At 71.6% G+C, this 17433-nt stretch carries 18 protein-coding genes; 4 read left to right on the forward strand and 14 right to left on the reverse strand.

Features of this window, described 5'->3' with window-relative positions; genetic code table 11:
- Nucleotides 1-69 precede the first annotated feature (69 nt).
- Together ACFWPQ_RS39970 and ACFWPQ_RS39975 are read left to right on the forward strand one after the other, a co-directional pair.
- Nucleotides 70-813 carry an SDR family NAD(P)-dependent oxidoreductase gene (locus ACFWPQ_RS39970; protein WP_384046355.1) on the forward strand — a complete coding sequence of 248 codons (744 nt, stop codon included), beginning with the start codon at nt 70-72 and terminating at the stop codon, nt 811-813.
- 30 nt (nt 814-843) lie between these two features.
- The gene (locus ACFWPQ_RS39975) at nt 844-1626 is read left to right on the forward strand and encodes an SDR family NAD(P)-dependent oxidoreductase (RefSeq protein WP_384046358.1); all 783 of its coding nucleotides are present in this window, start codon (nt 844-846) and stop codon (nt 1624-1626) included.
- 216 nt (nt 1627-1842) lie between these two features.
- On the opposite strand, the gene ACFWPQ_RS39980 is transcribed toward ACFWPQ_RS39975, so the two are convergent.
- From ACFWPQ_RS39980 to ACFWPQ_RS40015, 8 genes are all read right to left on the reverse strand, one after another.
- On the reverse strand, nt 1843-3870 hold the full coding sequence (locus tag ACFWPQ_RS39980; RefSeq protein ID WP_384046362.1) for a hypothetical protein: 2028 nt from the start codon (nt 3868-3870) through the stop codon (nt 1843-1845).
- Nucleotides 3871-4002: 132 nt separating this feature from the next.
- Nucleotides 4003-4812 carry an ABC transporter ATP-binding protein gene (locus ACFWPQ_RS39985; RefSeq protein ID WP_384046365.1) on the reverse strand — a complete coding sequence of 270 codons (810 nt, stop codon included), beginning with the start codon at nt 4810-4812 and terminating at the stop codon, nt 4003-4005.
- A complete protein-coding gene (locus ACFWPQ_RS39990) occupies nt 4809-5639 on the reverse strand; it encodes an ABC transporter permease (RefSeq protein ID WP_384046367.1) in 831 nt (276 codons plus the stop codon). Before ACFWPQ_RS39990 ends, ACFWPQ_RS39985 begins: the two co-directional genes overlap by 4 nt.
- The gene (locus ACFWPQ_RS39995; RefSeq protein ID WP_384046370.1) at nt 5636-6415 is read right to left on the reverse strand and encodes an ABC transporter permease; all 780 of its coding nucleotides are present in this window, start codon (nt 6413-6415) and stop codon (nt 5636-5638) included. Before ACFWPQ_RS39995 ends, ACFWPQ_RS39990 begins: the two co-directional genes overlap by 4 nt.
- Nucleotides 6412-7419 (reverse strand): ABC transporter substrate-binding protein, encoded by a 1008-nt coding sequence (locus ACFWPQ_RS40000; protein WP_384046373.1) that lies wholly within the window; start codon nt 7417-7419, stop codon nt 6412-6414. The genes ACFWPQ_RS39995 and ACFWPQ_RS40000 overlap by 4 nt, the downstream gene beginning before the upstream one ends.
- A 25-nt stretch (nt 7420-7444) precedes the next feature.
- Nucleotides 7445-8815, reverse strand: coding sequence for an FAD-binding oxidoreductase (locus tag ACFWPQ_RS40005; protein WP_384046376.1), 1371 nt, complete (start codon nt 8813-8815; stop codon nt 7445-7447).
- A 188-nt stretch (nt 8816-9003) separates the two neighbouring features.
- Nucleotides 9004-9945, reverse strand: coding sequence for an amidohydrolase family protein (locus ACFWPQ_RS40010; protein WP_384046379.1), 942 nt, complete (start codon nt 9943-9945; stop codon nt 9004-9006).
- Nucleotides 9938-10774 (reverse strand): SDR family NAD(P)-dependent oxidoreductase, encoded by an 837-nt coding sequence (locus ACFWPQ_RS40015; RefSeq protein ID WP_384046382.1) that lies wholly within the window; start codon nt 10772-10774, stop codon nt 9938-9940. The genes ACFWPQ_RS40010 and ACFWPQ_RS40015 overlap by 8 nt, the downstream gene beginning before the upstream one ends.
- 164 nt (nt 10775-10938) lie before the next feature.
- Here ACFWPQ_RS40015 and ACFWPQ_RS40020 point away from each other — a divergent pair, with 164 nt between their 5' ends.
- Nucleotides 10939-12264, forward strand: a complete 1326-nt coding sequence (locus ACFWPQ_RS40020) for a hypothetical protein (RefSeq protein ID WP_384046385.1) — start codon at nt 10939-10941, stop codon at nt 12262-12264.
- A gap of 71 nt (nt 12265-12335) precedes the next feature.
- Here the strand turns inward: ACFWPQ_RS40020 and ACFWPQ_RS40025 are convergent, their stop codons facing one another.
- The 4 genes from ACFWPQ_RS40025 to ACFWPQ_RS40040 all read right to left on the reverse strand — a co-directional run bounded on the left by ACFWPQ_RS40025 (nt 12336) and on the right by ACFWPQ_RS40040 (nt 15116).
- The gene (locus ACFWPQ_RS40025; protein WP_384046388.1) at nt 12336-13166 is read right to left on the reverse strand and encodes an intradiol ring-cleavage dioxygenase; all 831 of its coding nucleotides are present in this window, start codon (nt 13164-13166) and stop codon (nt 12336-12338) included.
- A gap of 147 nt (nt 13167-13313) precedes the next feature.
- A complete protein-coding gene (locus tag ACFWPQ_RS40030; protein ID WP_384046391.1) occupies nt 13314-14477 on the reverse strand; it encodes a cysteine desulfurase family protein in 1164 nt (387 codons plus the stop codon).
- Nucleotides 14478-14640: 163 nt separating this feature from the next.
- Nucleotides 14641-14913 (reverse strand): DUF4190 domain-containing protein, encoded by a 273-nt coding sequence (locus ACFWPQ_RS40035; RefSeq protein ID WP_384046493.1) that lies wholly within the window; start codon nt 14911-14913, stop codon nt 14641-14643.
- 35 nt (nt 14914-14948) lie between these two features.
- Complete coding sequence (locus ACFWPQ_RS40040) at nt 14949-15116, reverse strand: hypothetical protein (protein ID WP_384046394.1); 168 nt, start codon at nt 15114-15116, stop codon at nt 14949-14951.
- A gap of 120 nt (nt 15117-15236) precedes the next feature.
- Between ACFWPQ_RS40040 and ACFWPQ_RS40045 the strand changes: the two genes are divergently transcribed.
- Nucleotides 15237-15866, forward strand: coding sequence for a TetR family transcriptional regulator (locus ACFWPQ_RS40045; protein WP_361301303.1), 630 nt, complete (start codon nt 15237-15239; stop codon nt 15864-15866).
- Nucleotides 15867-15940: 74 nt separating this feature from the next.
- Here the strand turns inward: ACFWPQ_RS40045 and ACFWPQ_RS40050 are convergent, their stop codons facing one another.
- Complete coding sequence (locus ACFWPQ_RS40050) at nt 15941-16318, reverse strand: hypothetical protein (protein ID WP_384046397.1); 378 nt, start codon at nt 16316-16318, stop codon at nt 15941-15943.
- A 227-nt stretch (nt 16319-16545) separates the two neighbouring features.
- A complete protein-coding gene (locus tag ACFWPQ_RS40055) occupies nt 16546-17397 on the reverse strand; it encodes a thioesterase family protein (protein ID WP_384046400.1) in 852 nt (283 codons plus the stop codon).
- Nucleotides 17398-17433: the final 36 nt, after the last annotated feature.

Consider the following 17433-nt stretch of genomic DNA (forward strand, 5'->3'; position numbering starts at 1 on the left):
GCCCGTCCGGACGTCAATAGGTGCGCAAAGTGTGGACACCAATCGGTGCGGTGACCTACCGTCCGAACCATGCGGACGACGTGGGACTTCACGGGGACCCGGGCGCTGGTCGCCGGGGCCGGCGGGATCGGTGCGGTGGTCGCGGGGGAACTCGCGCGGGCGGGAGCGGCGGTGGTCGTCCTGGACGTGGACGAGGGCAGGCTGGACCAGCTGGCGGGGCCCGGCCCCGTCAAGGGGCTGTCCGCCGACCTGACGTCGGCGGACGCCTGCCGGGCCGCTGTCGACAGTGCGGTGCAACTGCTCGGCGGCGTCGACGTGTTCGTGCACGCGGTGGGGGTCAACGACCGGCGGCCGGTGCTCGACACCCCGGACGAGGTGTGGGAGCGGATCACCGCGGTCAACCTCGACAGCGCGTTCTGGCTGGGGCGGGCCGTGGGCGCGGTGATGGTGCACGCCGGGCACGGAAGGATCGTGTTCCTGTCGTCGGTGTCCGGGCTGCTCGCCCACGCGAACCACGCGCCGTACGCCGCGACCAAGGGCGGCGTCGACCAGTTGATGCGGGTCATGGCCCGGGAGTGGGCGGCGTGCGGGGTCACCGTCAACGCGGTCGCCCCCGGCTACACCGAGACCGACCTCACGCGCGAGTACCTCGCCGGGCCGGGGGTCCGGGCGTCCCTGGAGTCCCTCGTCCCCGCGGGCCGACTCGGCCGGCCCGCGGACCTGACCGGGCCGGTCCTCTTCCTCGCGTCCGACGCCGCGGCGTTCGTCACCGGACAGGTGCTGTACGTCGACGGCGGGCGGACGCTCGTCTGAACTCCCCTCAACGATCGCTTTGGAGGCCTTATGACCGCCGTGTTCGAACGTTTCGCCGGGAAGACCGTGCTCGTCACCGGTGCCGGCACCGGGTTCGGTGCGGAGATCGCCGTACGGGCGGCGCGGGAGGGGGCCGATGTCGCCGTCCACTACCGCGGTTCCCGCGCGGGGGCCGAGGCCACGGCCGAGCGCGTGACCGCGCTCGGCCGCAAGGCGCTCGTCGTCCAGGCCGACATCTCCGAGCACGCCCAGATCACCCGGCTCGCGGAGGAGGTGTGGGCGCACTTCGGGCGGCTGGACGTGGCGGTCAACAACGTGGGGGACGTCGCGCGTGAGCAGATGTCCTGGCGGGACATCACGGAGGAGTCGATCGACCATGTGCTCGCCGTGGACATCAAGGGCACGCTGCTGTGCACGCACGAGTTCGGGGGGCGGATGCTGGAGCAGGAGGGGGGCGGGGCGGTCGTGAACATCGGGTCGACGGTGGTGGTGCGGGGCAGTGCCAGGGCGCCGCAGTACGCGGCTGCGAAGTACGGGATCATCGGCCTGACCAAGTCCTATGCGCACGCGTTCGCGCCGCGGGTGCGGGTGAACGTCTTCGCGCCGGGGTTCATCGAGACGGCGGCGACGCTGGGGCGGGAGGACTGGAAGAGCGGGCGGGGGGATGTGTTGCGGGCGAACACGCCCATGGGGCGGATTCCGGGGCCGGAGGAGTTGGCGGGGGCGGCGTTGTTCTTGGCGACCGAGGATGCCGGGCACATCACCGGGGGCTTCTTGGTGGCTGATGGGGGATACAACATGATTGGGGCGTAGCAGGTTGTGCTTTGGGTGCGGGTGCGTGGGGGCTTGTCGCGCCCACGCGGCGGAGCCGCACATTGACACAGCCCCGCGCCCCCAAACAGGTAGGTCACCTGGTCGCACATCGATGAGTCCCGCGCTCCAAAGACGTTGCCCAGCCCCTCGTTCGAAAGCTCCGGCCCCCGGGATTCGGTTCGCATCCCCCCGGGGGCCGGGTTTCTTCTGTTGGTCTTACGACACCGTCAGGGTCAGGGCGCCGGTGTAGGTGCTGCCCGGCTCGATGTCGGTTGCCGTGCCGTCGACCGTCAGGGTCACCGTCTTGTCGCTCGGGGCCGTTATCGACGCGGTCGAGGCCAGGGTGAGGGCGCTGAGGTACGACGTGCCCGTCACCGTCCAGGTCGACGACTCGCCCAGGGTCACCAGGACGCCGTTGTTGACCACCGCGCTCGGGGTGTTGGTGACCTCGCTGATCTCGCGGTACTCCGTCTTGGTGATGGTGGAGACGCTGTGCTTGGCCGTGCTCGCCGAGATCACGCCCTCGACCGTGGTGCGGGTGAAGGAGAGGGTGAGGTTCTGGCCCTGGAGGCTCGCGTTGCCGCCGCCCCAGACCGAGTTGTAGAAGTCGCCGGTCAGGGCGATGTCGGTGAAGGTGCCCTTCGCGTCGGTGGACTGGGAGGTGGTCGGGGACCAGCTCGACGACTTGGTCGGGGAACCGGTCGGCTCGGTGTAGGTGCCGGTCGTCTCGCTGGACCAGGGCTTGCCGGAGACCGTGACGCTGCTCGGGCGGTCGGTGTCCATCAGCTGGAAGAGGACGCCGTTGCCGGTGGTGATCGTGGCGCCGTCGGAGCCGTCCACGGTGACGGTGCCCGCGACCGCCTTGCACATGAAGGCGGTCTCGCCGGTGGTGATTTGGGTACCGCCGTCGATGGCGACCGACCCGGCCGCGTACCACATGACCATGAAGCGGCCCGCGTCGATGGTCGTCGACTGCACCGGGAGGTCGTCCAGTTCGGCCGAGGTGAGGCCGAGGGAGAGGGAGTCGTTGAGGTCCGAGACGGCGTCCTTGGTGCTGTCGCCGTAGTGCGCCGAGGCGCCCCAGTGGATGAGGGCGTAGTCGCCGACGTCGAAGGTGCAGCCGAGGAAGTGCTCGGTGACGTTGCCGATGGCGTAGCTGCCGTAGCCCTGGCCGCCGGTGTTGGCGATGGTGCTGTTGATGGCGGTGAGGGTGCAGTAGCTGCCGCCGTCGACCGAGAGGGCGCCCCACTTCTCTGAGGAGATCGAGGAGTTGATGTACGTCGCCTTGGTGCTCGCGCCCAGCAGGTTGGTGGCGCGCACGTTGCCGGAGATGCCCAGCATCCACGGCACGGTGATCATGTACTTGGTGTCGCCGGTGCCCGAGGCCGGGTACTGGGCGGGGACGACGCCGTCGGCGCACGTGATGGTGGAGTTCTTGACGATCACATTGGCGGTGGCATCGGCGATGACGGCCGTACGGACCACGCCCACGTTGCTGATGTTCGCGCCGTCGAGGACAAGGGTGGTGCCCGAGCCGGTGCCGACCACGGCGGCGCCGTAACCGACGAAGTCGCAGCGGCCGTTGCCGTCGAAGGCGATGGTCGGGTCGGTGAGGGTGTAGCTGCCGCCGGCGACGTAGACGCCGTTGAAGGCCTCGCCGTTGGAGAGCAGGGTGATGTCCGAGGCCTCGGAGTCGGTGACGGTGCCGTCGAGGACACCGGAGGGGACGGACTTGTCCTCGTCCACGCCGTCGGCGTCGACGTAGATGGCCTGGCGGAAGGGGAAGGTGAGGGTGGAGTAGGCGACGTCGGTGGCCTCGGCGACGTTCAGGACGATGGTGCCGGTGTAGGTGCCGGCCGCGATGGCGGTGGCGACGCCGCCGTATCCGTCGGTGAGCGCGGCGAGTTCGCTGCCGGTCTCCACGCCGTTGACGGTGAGGGTGAGGCTGTAGCCGTCGTCGACGGTGATGACACCGCCCTCCTCGATCACCAGCTCGGTCGCGGTGGTGGTCTCGGTGAGGGTGAGGGTCTCGTCGGAGCCGACGGTGATCGTGCTCGCCTTGGCCTTCTTGGGCTTCTTGGCACTGGCGGCTTGTGCGGTGGCGGGGGCGAGCAGGGTGGGGGCGAAGGCGGCGGCCACCGCGACGATCAGGGCGCGGGGGCGGGCCCGGTTGGCGACGGGCCGGTCGAGCAGGTCGGTGACGGACGAAGTCTGCTCGTTGTCACTCTTGTTCGTGGACAGCACTGTGAACTCCTTTGTTCTCCGGTGTTTTCGGGCAGGGGGTACCGCGACGTGTGGGGGGTGCGGAGGTGCGGGCAGGGGTGAGTCACGCGTGGCGCCGTGGCGCACGCGCCCCCTGCTCCTTTGTGCGGTGGGTCAGTTGTGGGCCGGCTCGGCGTCCTGGTCCAGGCGCTCGCCGCGGATCCGGGCCAGCACCCTGGTGCGCAGTTCCGCGAAGCGCGGGTCGGCCCGGGTGGTGAGCTGGTCGCGGTCGGCGCCGAACGGGACGGTCAGGGTGTCGAGTACGGCCGTGGGGCGGCCGCCGAGCACGATGACGCGGTCGCCGAGGTAGACGGACTCGTCGATGTCGTGGGTGACCACGACGACGGTGATGCCGAGGCGGCGGCGCAGCTGGAGGGTGAGGTCCTCCAGGTCGAAGCGGGACTGGGCGTCGACCGAGCCGAACGGCTCGTCCATGAGCAGTACGGGCGCGTCGTAGGCGAGGCCGCGTGCGATGGCGACGCGCTGCTGCATGCCGCCGGAGAGCTGCCAGGGGTACTTGTCGCCGACGTCCGCGAGGCCGACGGCGTCCAGGCACTCCAGGGCCGTCGCCTTGCGCGGGGCCTTCTTCACGCCCCGCCCCTGGAGCGGGAAGGCCACGTTGTCCCACACCCGCATCCAGGGCAGCAGGGAGCCGCGGTAGTCCTGGGAGACCACGGCGATGTCGGCGTGCGGCCCGGTCAGGCGCTGGTCGCCGTAGCGAACGGTGCCCGAGGTGGGCGGGGTGAGTCCGGCCAGGCAGCGCAGCAGGGTGGTCTTGCCGGCGCCGGAGGGGCCGACGACGCACACGGACTCCCCCGGGTCCACCCGCAGGCTCAGCCCGGCGAGCACCCGGTGCTCCTGCGGGCCGCCCCGGCCGAAGGTCATGCAGAGGTCCTCGACGTGGAGGGCGGATCCGCGGGTCATACGACCACTCCGTTGCTGTTCTTGTCGGCGGGCTCAGGGGACGCGGCGGTCACGGCGGGCCGGGGACGGCGCGCCCGGGGCGCCCGCTGGTGGTACCAGCCCAGCAGGGCGTGCTCGCAGAGCAGGAGCAGCACGCTCAGTCCGTAGCCGAGGACGCCGATGAGGAGGGTGCCGGCCCAGGTCTCGGCGACGTGGAAGCTGGATCCGCTCTGCAGGATGAAGTTGCCGAGGCCGATCGGCGAGCCGTAGATCTCGCTGACGACCATGAGGACGACGGCGATGGACAGGGCGACCCGGATGCCGGCGAAGATCTGCGGCAGGGCGCCCGGCAGGACCACCCGGCGGAGCTGGAGGTGCCAGGGGACGCGGTAGCCGCGTGCGGTCTCGTGCACGGCGGGGTTGATCTGGCCCACTCCGGCGATGGTGTTGAGCAGGATCGGCCAGAGCGAGCCGAGGAAGATCAGGAAGATCTTGGGGCCCGAGCCGATGCCCAGGGTGAGGATGATGACCGGCACGAAGCCGACGGTCGGGGTGGCCCGGGCGAAGTCGAGGAGGGGTCCGAGCGCCAGGCGCAGGGTGCGGACCTCGCCGATCACCAGGCCCGCCGCGACGCCCACGACGGTGGCGAGGGCCAGGCCGAGGACGATGTTGCGGAGGCTGAACCAGAGGTCGTCGAGGAGGCCGCCGCCCGCGAGCTGGTCCCACAGGGTGTGCAGGACCGTGGTCAGGGGCGGGAAGTAGAAGCTGGTGCTGCCCGCGGTCGAGAGCAGCAGGATCACGAACACCAGGGCGGGCAGCCAGAGTTGGCGGAGGACGCGACCGGTCATGCCGCCTCCCCCGCCCGGACCGGGGGCCGCCAGCGCAGCAGCCGGCGCTCGGCGTACTGGGCGAGCAGGGTGATCGAGTAGCCGATCGCGCCGGCCGTGAGGATGTAGGCGTAGGCCCGGTCCGAGGCGCCGGCCTGCTGCGACTCCATGATCATGTGGCCGATGCCGGGGAGGGTGGTGAGCACCTCCACGCCGATGGCGACCAGCACGGAGGTGGTGGCGGCGAGCCGCAGTCCGGTCATCACGGAGGGCACGGCGCCGGGCAGGATCACCCGGCGGAAGCGCAGCAGGCGCGGGATGCGGTAGCTCCGTACGGTCTCGTGGACGGACGGGGTCACGCTGCGGGCTCCGTACTGGGACTGGAGCAGGATCGGGAAGACGCAGGCGATGAAGACGACTGTGGCCTTCATGCCCGGGGTCGAGCCGAGGACCAGCAGGAACACCGGGAGCAGGGCGATGACCGGGAAGGAGCGCAGGATCTCCACCAGCAGCCGGGAGGACTCCTCGGCCGCCGCGTACACCCCGGTGACCAGGCCGACCGGGATGCCGACGGCGACGGCCGCCGCGAGGCCCAGGACCGCACCGTCCAGGGTGTCGCCGACGGCCTGCCAGTAGGTGCCGCTGCCCAGCAGGTCGCCGAGGGCACCGGCGACCGCGGCGGGTCCCGGCAACGCCGTCGCGCTCACCGCGCCCACCGCCGCGACGAGCGCCCACAGCGCCAGCACGCCGAGCAGCGCGCCGAGTTGGAGGACGCGGACCTTCACGAGGTCCTTCACGAGGTCACCACGGGGGCCTGGTCCCAGTACACGTCGTCGTCCTTGGGCTCGTTGTCGAGCAGTCCGAACTCGTGCATCTTCGTGATCACCGTGCGCATCATCGTCCTGTTCAGGTTCTTGTCGTAGTAGTTGGTGTCGTGCGCGTCGATGAAACTGGCGTCGACCTGCGTGTACTTCTTGTCGATCGCCTTCACGGCGTCGGGGTGCGCATCGGCGTAGGTGATGGCCTTGGCGACGGCGTCGATGAACTTCTTGGCGGTGTCGCCGTTGGCCGACAGGTACTTCTGGCTGGCGAAGAGCAGGCCCTGGACCATGCCGGGCAGGTCGTTCATGCCGCTGCCGATGGTGCGCAGTCCGCTGTCCTTGCCGGCGAAGTAGAACGGACCGAAGGAGTACACCGCGTCCGTCTTCCCGGACTTGGCGGCATCCGTGAGCGACGTCGTCGGCAGGGCGACGAACTTGATCTTCGAGGGGTCGCCGCCGGCCTGCTGGGTCAGGTACTCGCAGATGAACTGGAGGGTGCCGCCGAGCGCGGAGAGGCCGACGGTCCTGCCCTCCAGGTCCTTGAAGGACGTGATCCCGCTGTCCTTCTTCACCAGCAGTCCGTCGGTGGGGTCGGTCTTCGTCGTCGCGGACTGGAGGCCGGTGACGATCCGGATCCCCATGCCCGAGGCCACGCCCTTGAGGAAGCCGGAGCTGTCCGTCATCGCGAACTGGGCCTCGCCGTTGAGGACGGAGGGCGCGTTCTGCGAGGTGTCCTGGGCGCCGGCCTTGATGGTGACGTCCAGGCCCGCGTCCTTGAAGTAGCCCTGCTGCTCGGCTATGTAGAGCGGCTCGAAGATGGCGCCGTTGGAGCGCAGCACGGTGATCTTCGCCTTGCCGTCGGCGGTCTGCGTGCCGGCCGCCGAGTCGCCGCCGCAGGCGGTGGCCGTCAGGGACGCGGTGGCGGCCAGGGCGGTGAGCAGGACGAGGGCACGGCGCCGCGGGATTCTCGAAGTGTGCATGGAACGGCTCTCCTTGGGATGAAGGTCAATGCGTCCGCGCGGGGCCCGCGGCGGCGTAGGCGGTGGTCGACTCGGCGGGGGTCATGTAGGTGCGGAACAGGCCGTCGGGGTCGTACACGGCGCGGATCTCCTCCAGGCGGGCCGCGTGGGCGGGGCTCAGCCCGTGGTCGAAGCGGTCCGCGACGTTGTTGTCGGAGAACTGCAGCCCCTTCGACAGGTGCTGGAGCGCGGCGAGTTCACCGTGCGCCCAGCGCTCGTGGCGGAGGTCCTCGGCGGGGTCCGTCCAGCCCGCGTTGGGCGAGAGGTAGAGCTTGGCCTGGCTGGACCAGCAGGCGTCGGGGCGCTCCGGGAAGCCGCCCCACAGCATCCACAGGACGTGGCTGGTGGTGTCCGGGATCGAGTCGAACAGCGGTCGGGCCGCGTCCAGGACCTTGTCGACCGGCTCGTCGGTCCAGATCCCGTCGAGGGCCCAGCGCATCCCGGCCGGGGTCATCCGGTCGGCGTGCCCGTACAGCTCGGCCATGCTCGTCCCGGCGCTCACGACCGCGCGCAGCGCTTCGGCCCGGAAGGGCGCGGTCTCCAGCAGCGCGAGCGGGTCGGAGTCGTCGTCCTGGGCGAAGGCGGTCGCGGTGACCGACACGGTGTGCCGGTCGAGGCCCTCCACGAAGCCGACCTTGGCCGAGAACTCCACCTCCTTCGGGAGCAGTTCGAGCATGTCGTACGCCCAGGCCAGCACCTCGTCGCGGAGGCGGAGGGGGTAGCTGTGCAGGGTGCGCAGCAGCCGCTTCGGGGCCGGGTGCAGGTCGAGGTGGAAGCGGGTGACGACGCCGAAGAAGCCGGGGCCGCTGCCGCGCGCCGCCCACAGCAGGGCGGGGTGATTCGCGTCGGTGGCGTGCACCAGGGTGCCGTCGGCGAGGACGACGTCCACGGCCCGGATGCCCAGGCAGGCCGGGCCGAGGTGGCGGGAGTCCCAGCCGTAGCCGCCGCCGAGCAGGAAGCCGCCGAGGCCGACGGTCGGGGCGTGGCCCGTGGGGAAGAACAGGCCGTGCGGGGCGGCGGCTTCGAGCAGGGCGGGACCGGTGGCCGCCGGCTGCGCGGTCGCCGTGCGGGTGGCCGGGTCGACGGTCACCTCCGTCAGGCGCGAGAGGTCGAGCAGCATCCCGCCGTCGCGGACGCCGTTGCCGACCCAGCTGTGGCCGCCGGAGCGGATGCCGATGGGGCGGCCCTCGGCACGGGCCAGCCGGACGGCCGCGACGACGTCCCGCTCGGTCTCGGCCAGCACGATGACGTCGGGGTGGCGGTCGGGTTTGCGGTCGTTCCAGACGGCGTCGAGACGGGCCCGTTCGTAGGCCGCGTCGCCGCGCCGGATGAGGGTGCCCTGGGGCAGCTGGTGCATGGCCGTCTCCTCACGCGTTTCATCCGGGACCATACTGTCGACACTTTCTGCCTTCAAGACATCTGCAGTCGGAATATCTGGCATCTCTGGCGACACTAGGCGCTTTGCTGGGGAGGCCGAAAAGACGGGTTGTCGGTTGGGTGCGGCGCCGTTGTGGTTGATCGCGCCCACGCGGCGGCAGCCGCACATCAGGCACCGCCCCGCGCCCCTGTGGGGCGCGTTGTCGGCTCGAAGTCGAAGAGTTCGGACGGGTTGTCCACCAGGAGTCGTTGCAGGTGGGCGGGGTCGGGGGCGATGGTTTCGAGGAGGTCGACCAGGAGGCCGTCGTCCGGGGGCGCGCCCGTGATGTTGACGTGGGGGTAGTCGGTGCCCCACACGACCCGCTCGGGGGCGTACGCCACCAGCTCGGCGGCGAGTTCGACGGCGTCGGTGTACGGCGGCCCCTGGACGGAGACGCGGTCGACCCCGCTGACCTTGACCCACACCTCCCCCGTGTCGAGCAGCCCGCGCAGGCTTCGCACCGCCGGACCGTTCCGGCCCGCCGCGAGGTCGACCCGGCCCATGTGGTCGATCACCACCCGGCCGGGCAGGGCGCGTACGAGGTCCGTGAGGCCCGGCAGGTCCTCGCCCCGCACATGGAGCTGGGCGGCCCAGCCGAGGCCGTCCACGCGTTCCAGCACGGCCTCGATCTCCGCGCCGGTGGGCCGGCTCCGCAGATGGGGCAGGAAGTTGAGCCGGAAGGCCCGTACGCCCGCCCGGTGCAGTTCCTCGGCCTCGGCCCGGCTGGTTCCCTCGCCGATCAGGGCCACGCCCCGGACCCGCCCCTCCCCGGCCGCGAGGGCGTCGAGCAGCACCCGGTGGTCGTGACCGTGGCAGGACGACTGCACGACCACCGCCCGGCTCAGCCCCAGGTGGGCGTGGAGGGACCGGAGTTGTTCCTTGGGCGCGTCCGGCGGGGTGAAGGTGCGCTCCGGTGCGTACGGGAAGACGTCGGCGGGCCCGAAGACATGGCAGTGGGCGTCGCAACTTCCCGGTGGCAGGCGAAGCTTGGGTACTCGGGGCGCCGGATGCGGGGGCGGGCAGCCCGGCGAGGGCACCCGGGAGGGGGCGGCAGCGGCGGGTTCAGTCACAGCGCGCCGTCATTCCGCCGTCGACGACGATCTCGGTTCCGGTGACGAACCGCGCCTCGTCCGAGGCCAGGAACAGCGCCGCGTACGCCGTGTCCCGCCCGTCCCCCATGAAGCCGAGCGGGATCCGGGCCCGGCGCTGGGCGAGCAGCTTCGCCACGTCCCCGCCCGCGCGCTGCCCGGCCAGCCGGGCCTCCACCATCGGGGTGTGCAGCTGGCCCGGGACGACGGTGTTGACGCGGATGCCGTCCGGCGCGTACTGGACGGCCGTCACCCGGGACAGCTGGATCACCGCCGCCTTGGCCGCCGCGTACCCGACCTGCGCGGCCCCGGTCCAGCGCAGCCCCGAGCAGGAGGCGGTGTTGACGATCGTCCCTCCCCCGCCCCGCCGCATGACCGGGATGACGTGCTTGCAGGCGAGGAAGGCACTGGTGAGGTTGGTCCGCAGCTGGCTCTCCCAGTCGGCGGGGCTCAGCTCGGCGACTCCGCCCGGCCGGGAGCCGCCCACGTTGTTGACGAGGATGTCGATGCGGCCGGCCCGGGCGGCCGTCTCGGCGAAGTAGGCCTGGACGGCGTCGGGTTCGGTGACGTCCAGGAGGTCGGTGCGGACCCTGCCGCCCTCGGCGCGGACCTGGTCCGCGGTCACCTCCAGCGCGTCCTTGTCCCGGTCGGTCAGCAGGACGGTGGCGCCCTCGCGGGCGAAGAGCACGGCGGCGGCACGGCCGTTGCCCCAGCCTGGGCCGACACTTCCGGCGCCGCCGATGACGGCGACCTTGCCTGCGAGCCGCCCGGAACGGGCACTGAGCGGGTGTTCTGGCGTGTCCTGAAGCACAGGAGCCTCCCTGCGTGGGGGTTCGGAGCCTGCCGACAGTCATAGCCAAGTGTCGACACAAAGTAAACATGAGACCTTTGATGCACGGATTCTCGGCACCTTCTTGCCAAGGGTGTCGACAGAGGGCTTGTATGGGGCGTACGCGAGGAACCTGGAGGACCCCTGTGCGGAAACCCCCTGTCTTCACCCCGGAGGAGATCGCCCGCTTCCGCGCCGAACTCGCCGCTCGGCGCGCGCCCGGCGCCCACGAGCCCGGCCGCTGGTCGGTGAGTCCGCTCAACCGCCGTACGAACGTGGTGGGTTCGCTGCCCGGGACGGTCCGGCTGCGGGACGCGACCCTGCGCTCCCTGGAGACCCTGCCCGGCGTCACGGCCCCGGCCGGGGCGAAGCGGGAGTTCCTGCGGCGGGTGGTGGCGACCGGGGTGCCGGAGGTCGTCACCGCGGGACCCGGCGGGCGTGCCGAGGACGTGCTGAAGGCGGAGGTGGACCTGGTCAAGGGCGAGAACCCGGAGTGCCGGGTGATCTGCCCGCTGATGCGCTCGACGGACGACGTCGACCGTGCCGCGCGGGCCGGATACGACGCCGTACAGGTGTGGGTGCAGGGCTTCGGCGAGACGGCGCTGCTCTACCGGCCCGACGTGTACGCGGCCGCGTGGCGGGGCGAACAGTGGCGGACGCCGGATCTCCCGCGCGACCGGGCCGCCGTACTGGAGCGGGCGGCCCGCCTCGTCGAGTACGCCCGTGCGGCGGGCCTCGACGTGATCGCGCCGATGCTGATGGTGTCGTACCTGACCGAGGAGGACCACGCCACCACCGTCGCGGCGCTCACCGCGGCCGGGGCCGGCGAGCTGACCCTCTTCGACGGGCCGGGCGCGCTGGGCCCCGAGGCGTACGGCCATCTCGTGCGCCGGACCCGGGAGTTGGCCCCGGAGGTGACGGTGGGCCTGCACCCGCACAACACGTTCGGACTGGCCGTCGGCTGCGCGGTCGCCGCCGTCCGGGCCGGTGCCGGCGCCGTCGAGCTGTCGGTCAACGGATACTGCGGCGGCCCCGGCAACGCCGATCTCGCCGCCACCGCGCTGGCCTTCGAGGCCGTCTACGGCGTCCGCACCGGCATCCGCACCGAGACCCTCACCGAACTCGCCCGGCTCGGCGAGGAGTTGACGGGCTATCGGACCGCCTGGAACCACCCGGTCACCGGCCTGGACGCGTTCTGCTGGGGCGGCCTGGACTTCATCACCCAGGAGACGGCCGTGGACCCGCTGCTCCACAACTGCCTGGAGCCGTCCCTGGTCGGCAACGAGCGCCGGATCCCGTTCACCCCGGACAGCGGCCCCTACACCCTGGCCGACCGGACGGCAGCCCTCGGCATCGAGTTGCCGCCGGCCGCCCTGGACCAACTGCTCGATCAGGTACGTCGGTTGATGTCCCGGGAGAACCGCCTCGCCACCGACGAGGACCTCCGGACGCTGGCCCGCGCGCTGGGCTGAGCGGCCGGCCCGGTGACCGTGACGGGGCGGCCACCGGGCCTGCGGTGCCAGGTGCTCCGGGCCCGTCGGCCTCAGGAGGAGCTGACACCCACGGTGAGCGTCGCCGCATACCCGTCGGAGACGCTGTCACCCAGTGCGGTCAGGGTCAGCAGGCCGGAGGAGGCCCCGCCGCCGTCGTAGATGCCGTCGTCGTCGAGCTGGGTCTCCGTGGTGGTGTTGTCGGAGTACGGCGACAGCGCCTGGACCTCGGAGTTGATGTCCGCGTCGAAGAACAGCTGACCGGTGTGGATGATCGAGCCACCGGTGTACGAGTCGTCGGTCAGCGTCACGTCGGTGTGCACCCGCATGTGCACGTGGACGCAGCGGCCGGTGTAGTGCCCCGGCCAGATCGAGGTGATGCTCACCAGGCCGTCGGAGTCGGTCATCTGACCGCCCCGCAGGAAGGTGCCGTCGTCGTCCTCGGTGTGGTGGTTGCCGCCGACGTAGCCGGAGTACTCGCCGAGGGCGTCGGCGTGCCAGATCTCGACCAGGGCGTTCTCCAGCGGCGCGCAGTCGTTCGCCTGGTCGACGACGGTGAAGGTGAACTGGACCTCGAAGCCGTCCTTGTCCTCCCGGATGTCCTCGCGGACGAGCGCGCCGGCCAGCCAGTAGGGCCCCTCGGTGACCTCTGCGGTGAGGGTGCAGACGTCGGCGGCGGCCGCCGCGACGGCGGAGGTACCGGTCTTCGTCTCGGCGGTGGCGGTGGAGGCGGAGGCGAGGCCCGCGGCCGCCAGTCCGCCGACCGCGGCGACGGCGGCGCCGCCGATCAGCACGCGCCGCCGCTTCACGGAGTTGTCGACGGAGTCGACGTCGTGGGAGGCGGGTTCAGGAGTCTGCGCGGAGGCAGAAGTGTTGTCTGTCATGTCAGCAGAAGCTAGACACCGACCTGAGGTGACCCATGGCCACGCACTGTGAGGTCTCTGGAGGCAAACCCCTCAACTCCGCATCTTCGGAGCCGAGTCGGGGCGAATTCCGCGTGTCGCCGAGGCGCTCCGGAACGGCCGGTCCGGTCAGCTGAGCCCGGCGGCCCGCGCCCGCTCCACCACCGGGCCGATCGCCTTCGCGACCGCCTCGACGTCGGCCTGGGTGGAGGTGTGGCCGAGCGAGAAGCGCAGGGTGCCGCGGGCCAGGTCGGGGTCGGTCCCGGTGGCCAGCAGGACATGGCTCGGCTGGGCGACCCCGGCGGTGCACGCGGAGCCCGTCGAGCACTCGATGCCCTGGGCGTCGAGCAGCAGGAGCAGCGAGTCGCCCTCACAGCCGGGGAAGGTGAAGTGCGCGTTGGCCGGGAGGCGGTCCACCGGGTCGCCGCCGAGGATCGCGTCCGGTACGGCCGTACGGACGGCGTCGATCAGCGCGTCGCGCAGGGTGCCGATCTCGCGGGCGAACCACTCGCGGCGCTCGGCGGCGAGGCGGGCGGCGACCGCGAAGGAGGCGATCGCCGGGACGTCGAGGGTGCCGGAGCGGACGTGCCGCTCCTGGCCGCCGCCGTGCAGGACCGGTACGGGGGTGTACGCACGGCCGAGGAGCAGGGCGCCGATGCCGTACGGGCCGCCGACCTTGTGACCCGAGACGGTCATCGCGGCGAGACCGGAGGAGCCGAAGTCCACGGGGACCTGGCCGAAGGCCTGGACCGCGTCGGAGTGCAGCGGGATGCCGAACTCGTTGGCGACGGCGGCGAGTTCGCGGATCGGCAGGACCGTGCCGATCTCGTTGTTGGCCCACATGACGGTGGCGAGGGCCACGTCGTCGGGGTTGCGCTCGATCGCCTCGCGCAGTGTCTGGGGGTGGACCCGGCCGTAGGTGTCGACGGGGAGGTACTCCACCGTGGCGCCCTCGTGTTCGCCGAGCCAGTGGACGGCGTCCAGGACCGCGTGGTGCTCCACGGGGCTGGAGAGGATCCGGGTGCGGGCCGGGTCGGCGTCGCGGCGGGACCAGTAGAGGCCCTTGACCGCGAGGTTGTCGGCCTCGGTGCCGCCGGAGGTGAGGACGACCTCGCTGGGGCGGGCGCCGAGCGCTTCCGCGAGGGTCTCCCTTGATTCCTCGACCGTGCGGCGGGCCTTGCGGCCGGAGGCGTGCAGGGAGGACGCGTTGCCGGTGACGCCGAGCTGCGCGGCGAGGGCAGCGGCTGCCTCCGGGAGCATCGGGGTGGTGGCGGCGTGGTCGAGGTAGGCCATGGTGGGGTCGATTCTACGGGGGGCGAGGTGAGGGTCGCCCAGCGCCGTAGGGGTCGATCGCCGTTTGCGGGTGCCGGCGAGTCGTGGCTGATCGCGCCCCGCGGCGGAGCCGCAAATGAACACAGCCCCGCGCCCCTTCGGGGCGCGTTGTCCCGAGGCCTGCTTACAGGCTCCAGGAGATCGTGTTCGAGAGTTCCATGGCGACCGCCAGGACCGCGAGGTCGGCCACGCCCAGGGCCAGGCCCAGGCATGCGCGGCCCTTGCGGGCGGTGCCGCGCCAGAGGGAGACCAGGGACAGGATGATCGCGATCGGGCCCAGGAACAGGTTCAGGACCAGCAGGCCGAGGAGGCCCAGGATGAAGGACGCCACGGCCATGCCGTCGGCGTCGCGGGTGCCGGTCTGGGGACGGGGGGTGGCGGGGGCGGTGAGTTGCATCATGCTCGGCTCCTCAAGTGAGCGGGGGCGGAAGGTCAGTTGGCCGAGGTGTGACGGCGGCGGGCGAGGCGCTCGCGGAGCGCGAAGACGGCCAGCCAGACGACGATCACGGCGGCCAGTGCTGCGGTGACGTCGAGCGGTGCGTGGGCCACGGTGCCCAGCACCACGCCGAGCAGCATGAGTGCGGCGACGAGGAACAGCATGGGGTCGATCCCCCTCCGTTACATTTGGGTGAACGGTTGTAGTAACAGTTGTTCACTGACTTTGAGTCTAGCAACTCGCCCGGCTTTTCAATTCCGGAGAACAGTTGTTAACTGGATGACATGAGTCACACCCTCGGCATCCGACAGGCCCAGAAGCAGAAGACCCGCCAGGCCTTCCTGGACGCGGCGCTCGCCCTGCTGCAGGAGCAGAGCCTGAGCAGCCTGGGACTGCGCGAGGTCACCCGGGCCGTCGGTGTCGCCCCGACCGCCTTCTACCGGCACTTCCGCTCCACCGCCGACCTCGGCGTGGCCCTGGTCGACGAGGCGCTCGGCAGCCTGCACCCCATGGTCCGCACCACGGTCGCCACCTCCGGCGAGGAGCGCATCACCCGCGCCGTGCAGCTGATCGCCGACTACGTGGCCGCGCATCCGGCGCACATCCGGTTCATCGCCCGGGAGCGGCACGGCGGGGTGCAGCCGGTGCGGGAGGCGATCCGGGACCAGCTCGCCCGGTTCGCCGAGGAGGTCAGGGCCGAGCTGGCCAAGGACCCCGAGGCCGAGGGGTGGAACGAGGAGGACCTGCTGATGCTGGCCCACCTCTACGTGGACCAGATGCTCATCACCGCCTCCCTGTTCCTGGAGACCCTGGAGTCCCCGGAGCCCTCGGAGGCGGAGCGGCAGCGCGTCGCCCAGGTCGCCACCCGGCAGATGCGCCTGATCAGCCTCGGCCGGCAGCACTGGCTGGACTAGGGGCTGTCCGCCAGCACGAAGGGGCGGCGCATCCGTTCACCGGACGCGCCGCCCCTGCCGTACGACCCCTGCGGTCAGCTCTTCGTCGACTGCGCGGTCGGCGCCCCACTCGGCGCCGCGCCGCCGGCGCCGGGACCGCCCTGGCCGCCGCCGCAGCCGCCCATGCCGCCGCCGGGACCGCCCTGACCGCCGGCGCCCGGGCCGCCGCTGGGCATGCCCGAGGCGTTGCCGGTCGGGGCACCCGTCGGGGCGCCGCTCGGAGCGCCCGAGGCGTTGCCGGTCGGGGCGCCGCTCGGCCGGCCCGAGGCGTTGCCGGTGGGCTGCTGACAGCTCTGCTGGCCGGAGTTGCCGCTGCCGGACGACGACGAGTCGCCCGATCCGCCGCACGCGGTCAGCAGCAGCGGGGACAGCGCGAGCAGAGCCACGGCGGGGACGAGACGTACACGCTTCATGAGAGACAACTCCATTGAGGATGAGGGAGTCCTGAGGAGTGGCACTCAATCAACGTCGCTTAAGGCGTTCTTGGGCCCCCACTGTTCGCCGCCTGTCAAGGAGGTAAAGCAATTCCCAAGAGGCGGCGCTGACCTGGCAGTTCGCTCCGAGGGGGCGCCTACTCGCTGGTACACACCCGTGACAGAACGGGGTTCCGGCCGTCGAAACCGGGACGCACCGGTCGGGTTCAGCCGAGGCGGACCCGGGCCAGCTGGCGGGACTGGGCCACCAGACGGTCCGCGCTGTCCCAGACCTCGGCATCCTCCTCCAGGAAGCCGCCGGCCAGGTTGCGGGTGGTGATGGAGACGCGCAGCGGGCCCGGGGCGGGCCGGTGGCGGACGTGGACGGTGAGTTCGACCGTGGGGACCCAGCCCTTGAGGCCGATCTCGAACGCGGTGGGCGGCAGCGCGTCCACCGCCAGGAGAAGGGAGAGCGGGTCGGCGTCCCGGCCGTCCGCGAGGCCGAACCAGGAACGCATCTCGCCCTTGCCGGAGGGGGCACCGAGGGCCCAGCCGAGGGTGGCCGGGTCCAGTTTGAGCATCAGGCGCTCGGTGATGGCGGAGCTGCCGTCGACCGGGGCCGGGCCGTCTTCCGGGCCGAAGCAGTGCTCCATGGGCGGGAAGGCGGGCGGGGTCGCCGTCGTACGGACGTCGTCGGGGAGGGCGGTGAGGTCGCCGTAGGAGGCGAGGACGCGGATGCGTTCGACCTCGTTGCCCTCGTCGTCGTACTGGAAGAGCGAGGCCTGGCCGGTGGAGAGGGTGCGGCCGGTGCGGACGGTGTCCGTGCGGATCACGGCCGGGCCCGGCTGGGAGGCGGTCAGGTAGTGCGCGGAGACGGTGAACGGGTCCGGGTGCGGCAGCGTGTCCGCGAGCGCCCGGCCGAGCACGGCGAGGAGATAGCCGCCGTTCACGGCGCTGATGATGGTCCAGCCGGCCGAGAGGTCGATGTCGTAGACGCCGGGAGCGCGCCGGGTGACCGCGGTGTCGCGGTCGAACTCGCTGTCGCCGATCACGGCCCGCGTGGATGCTGCTTCAGGCATGCCTGAACAGTACAAGAGTCGATTACTAAGCGGTAG

This window comes from Streptomyces sp. NPDC058464 (assembly GCF_042721035.1).
Classification (GTDB): domain Bacteria; phylum Actinomycetota; class Actinomycetes; order Streptomycetales; family Streptomycetaceae; genus Streptomyces.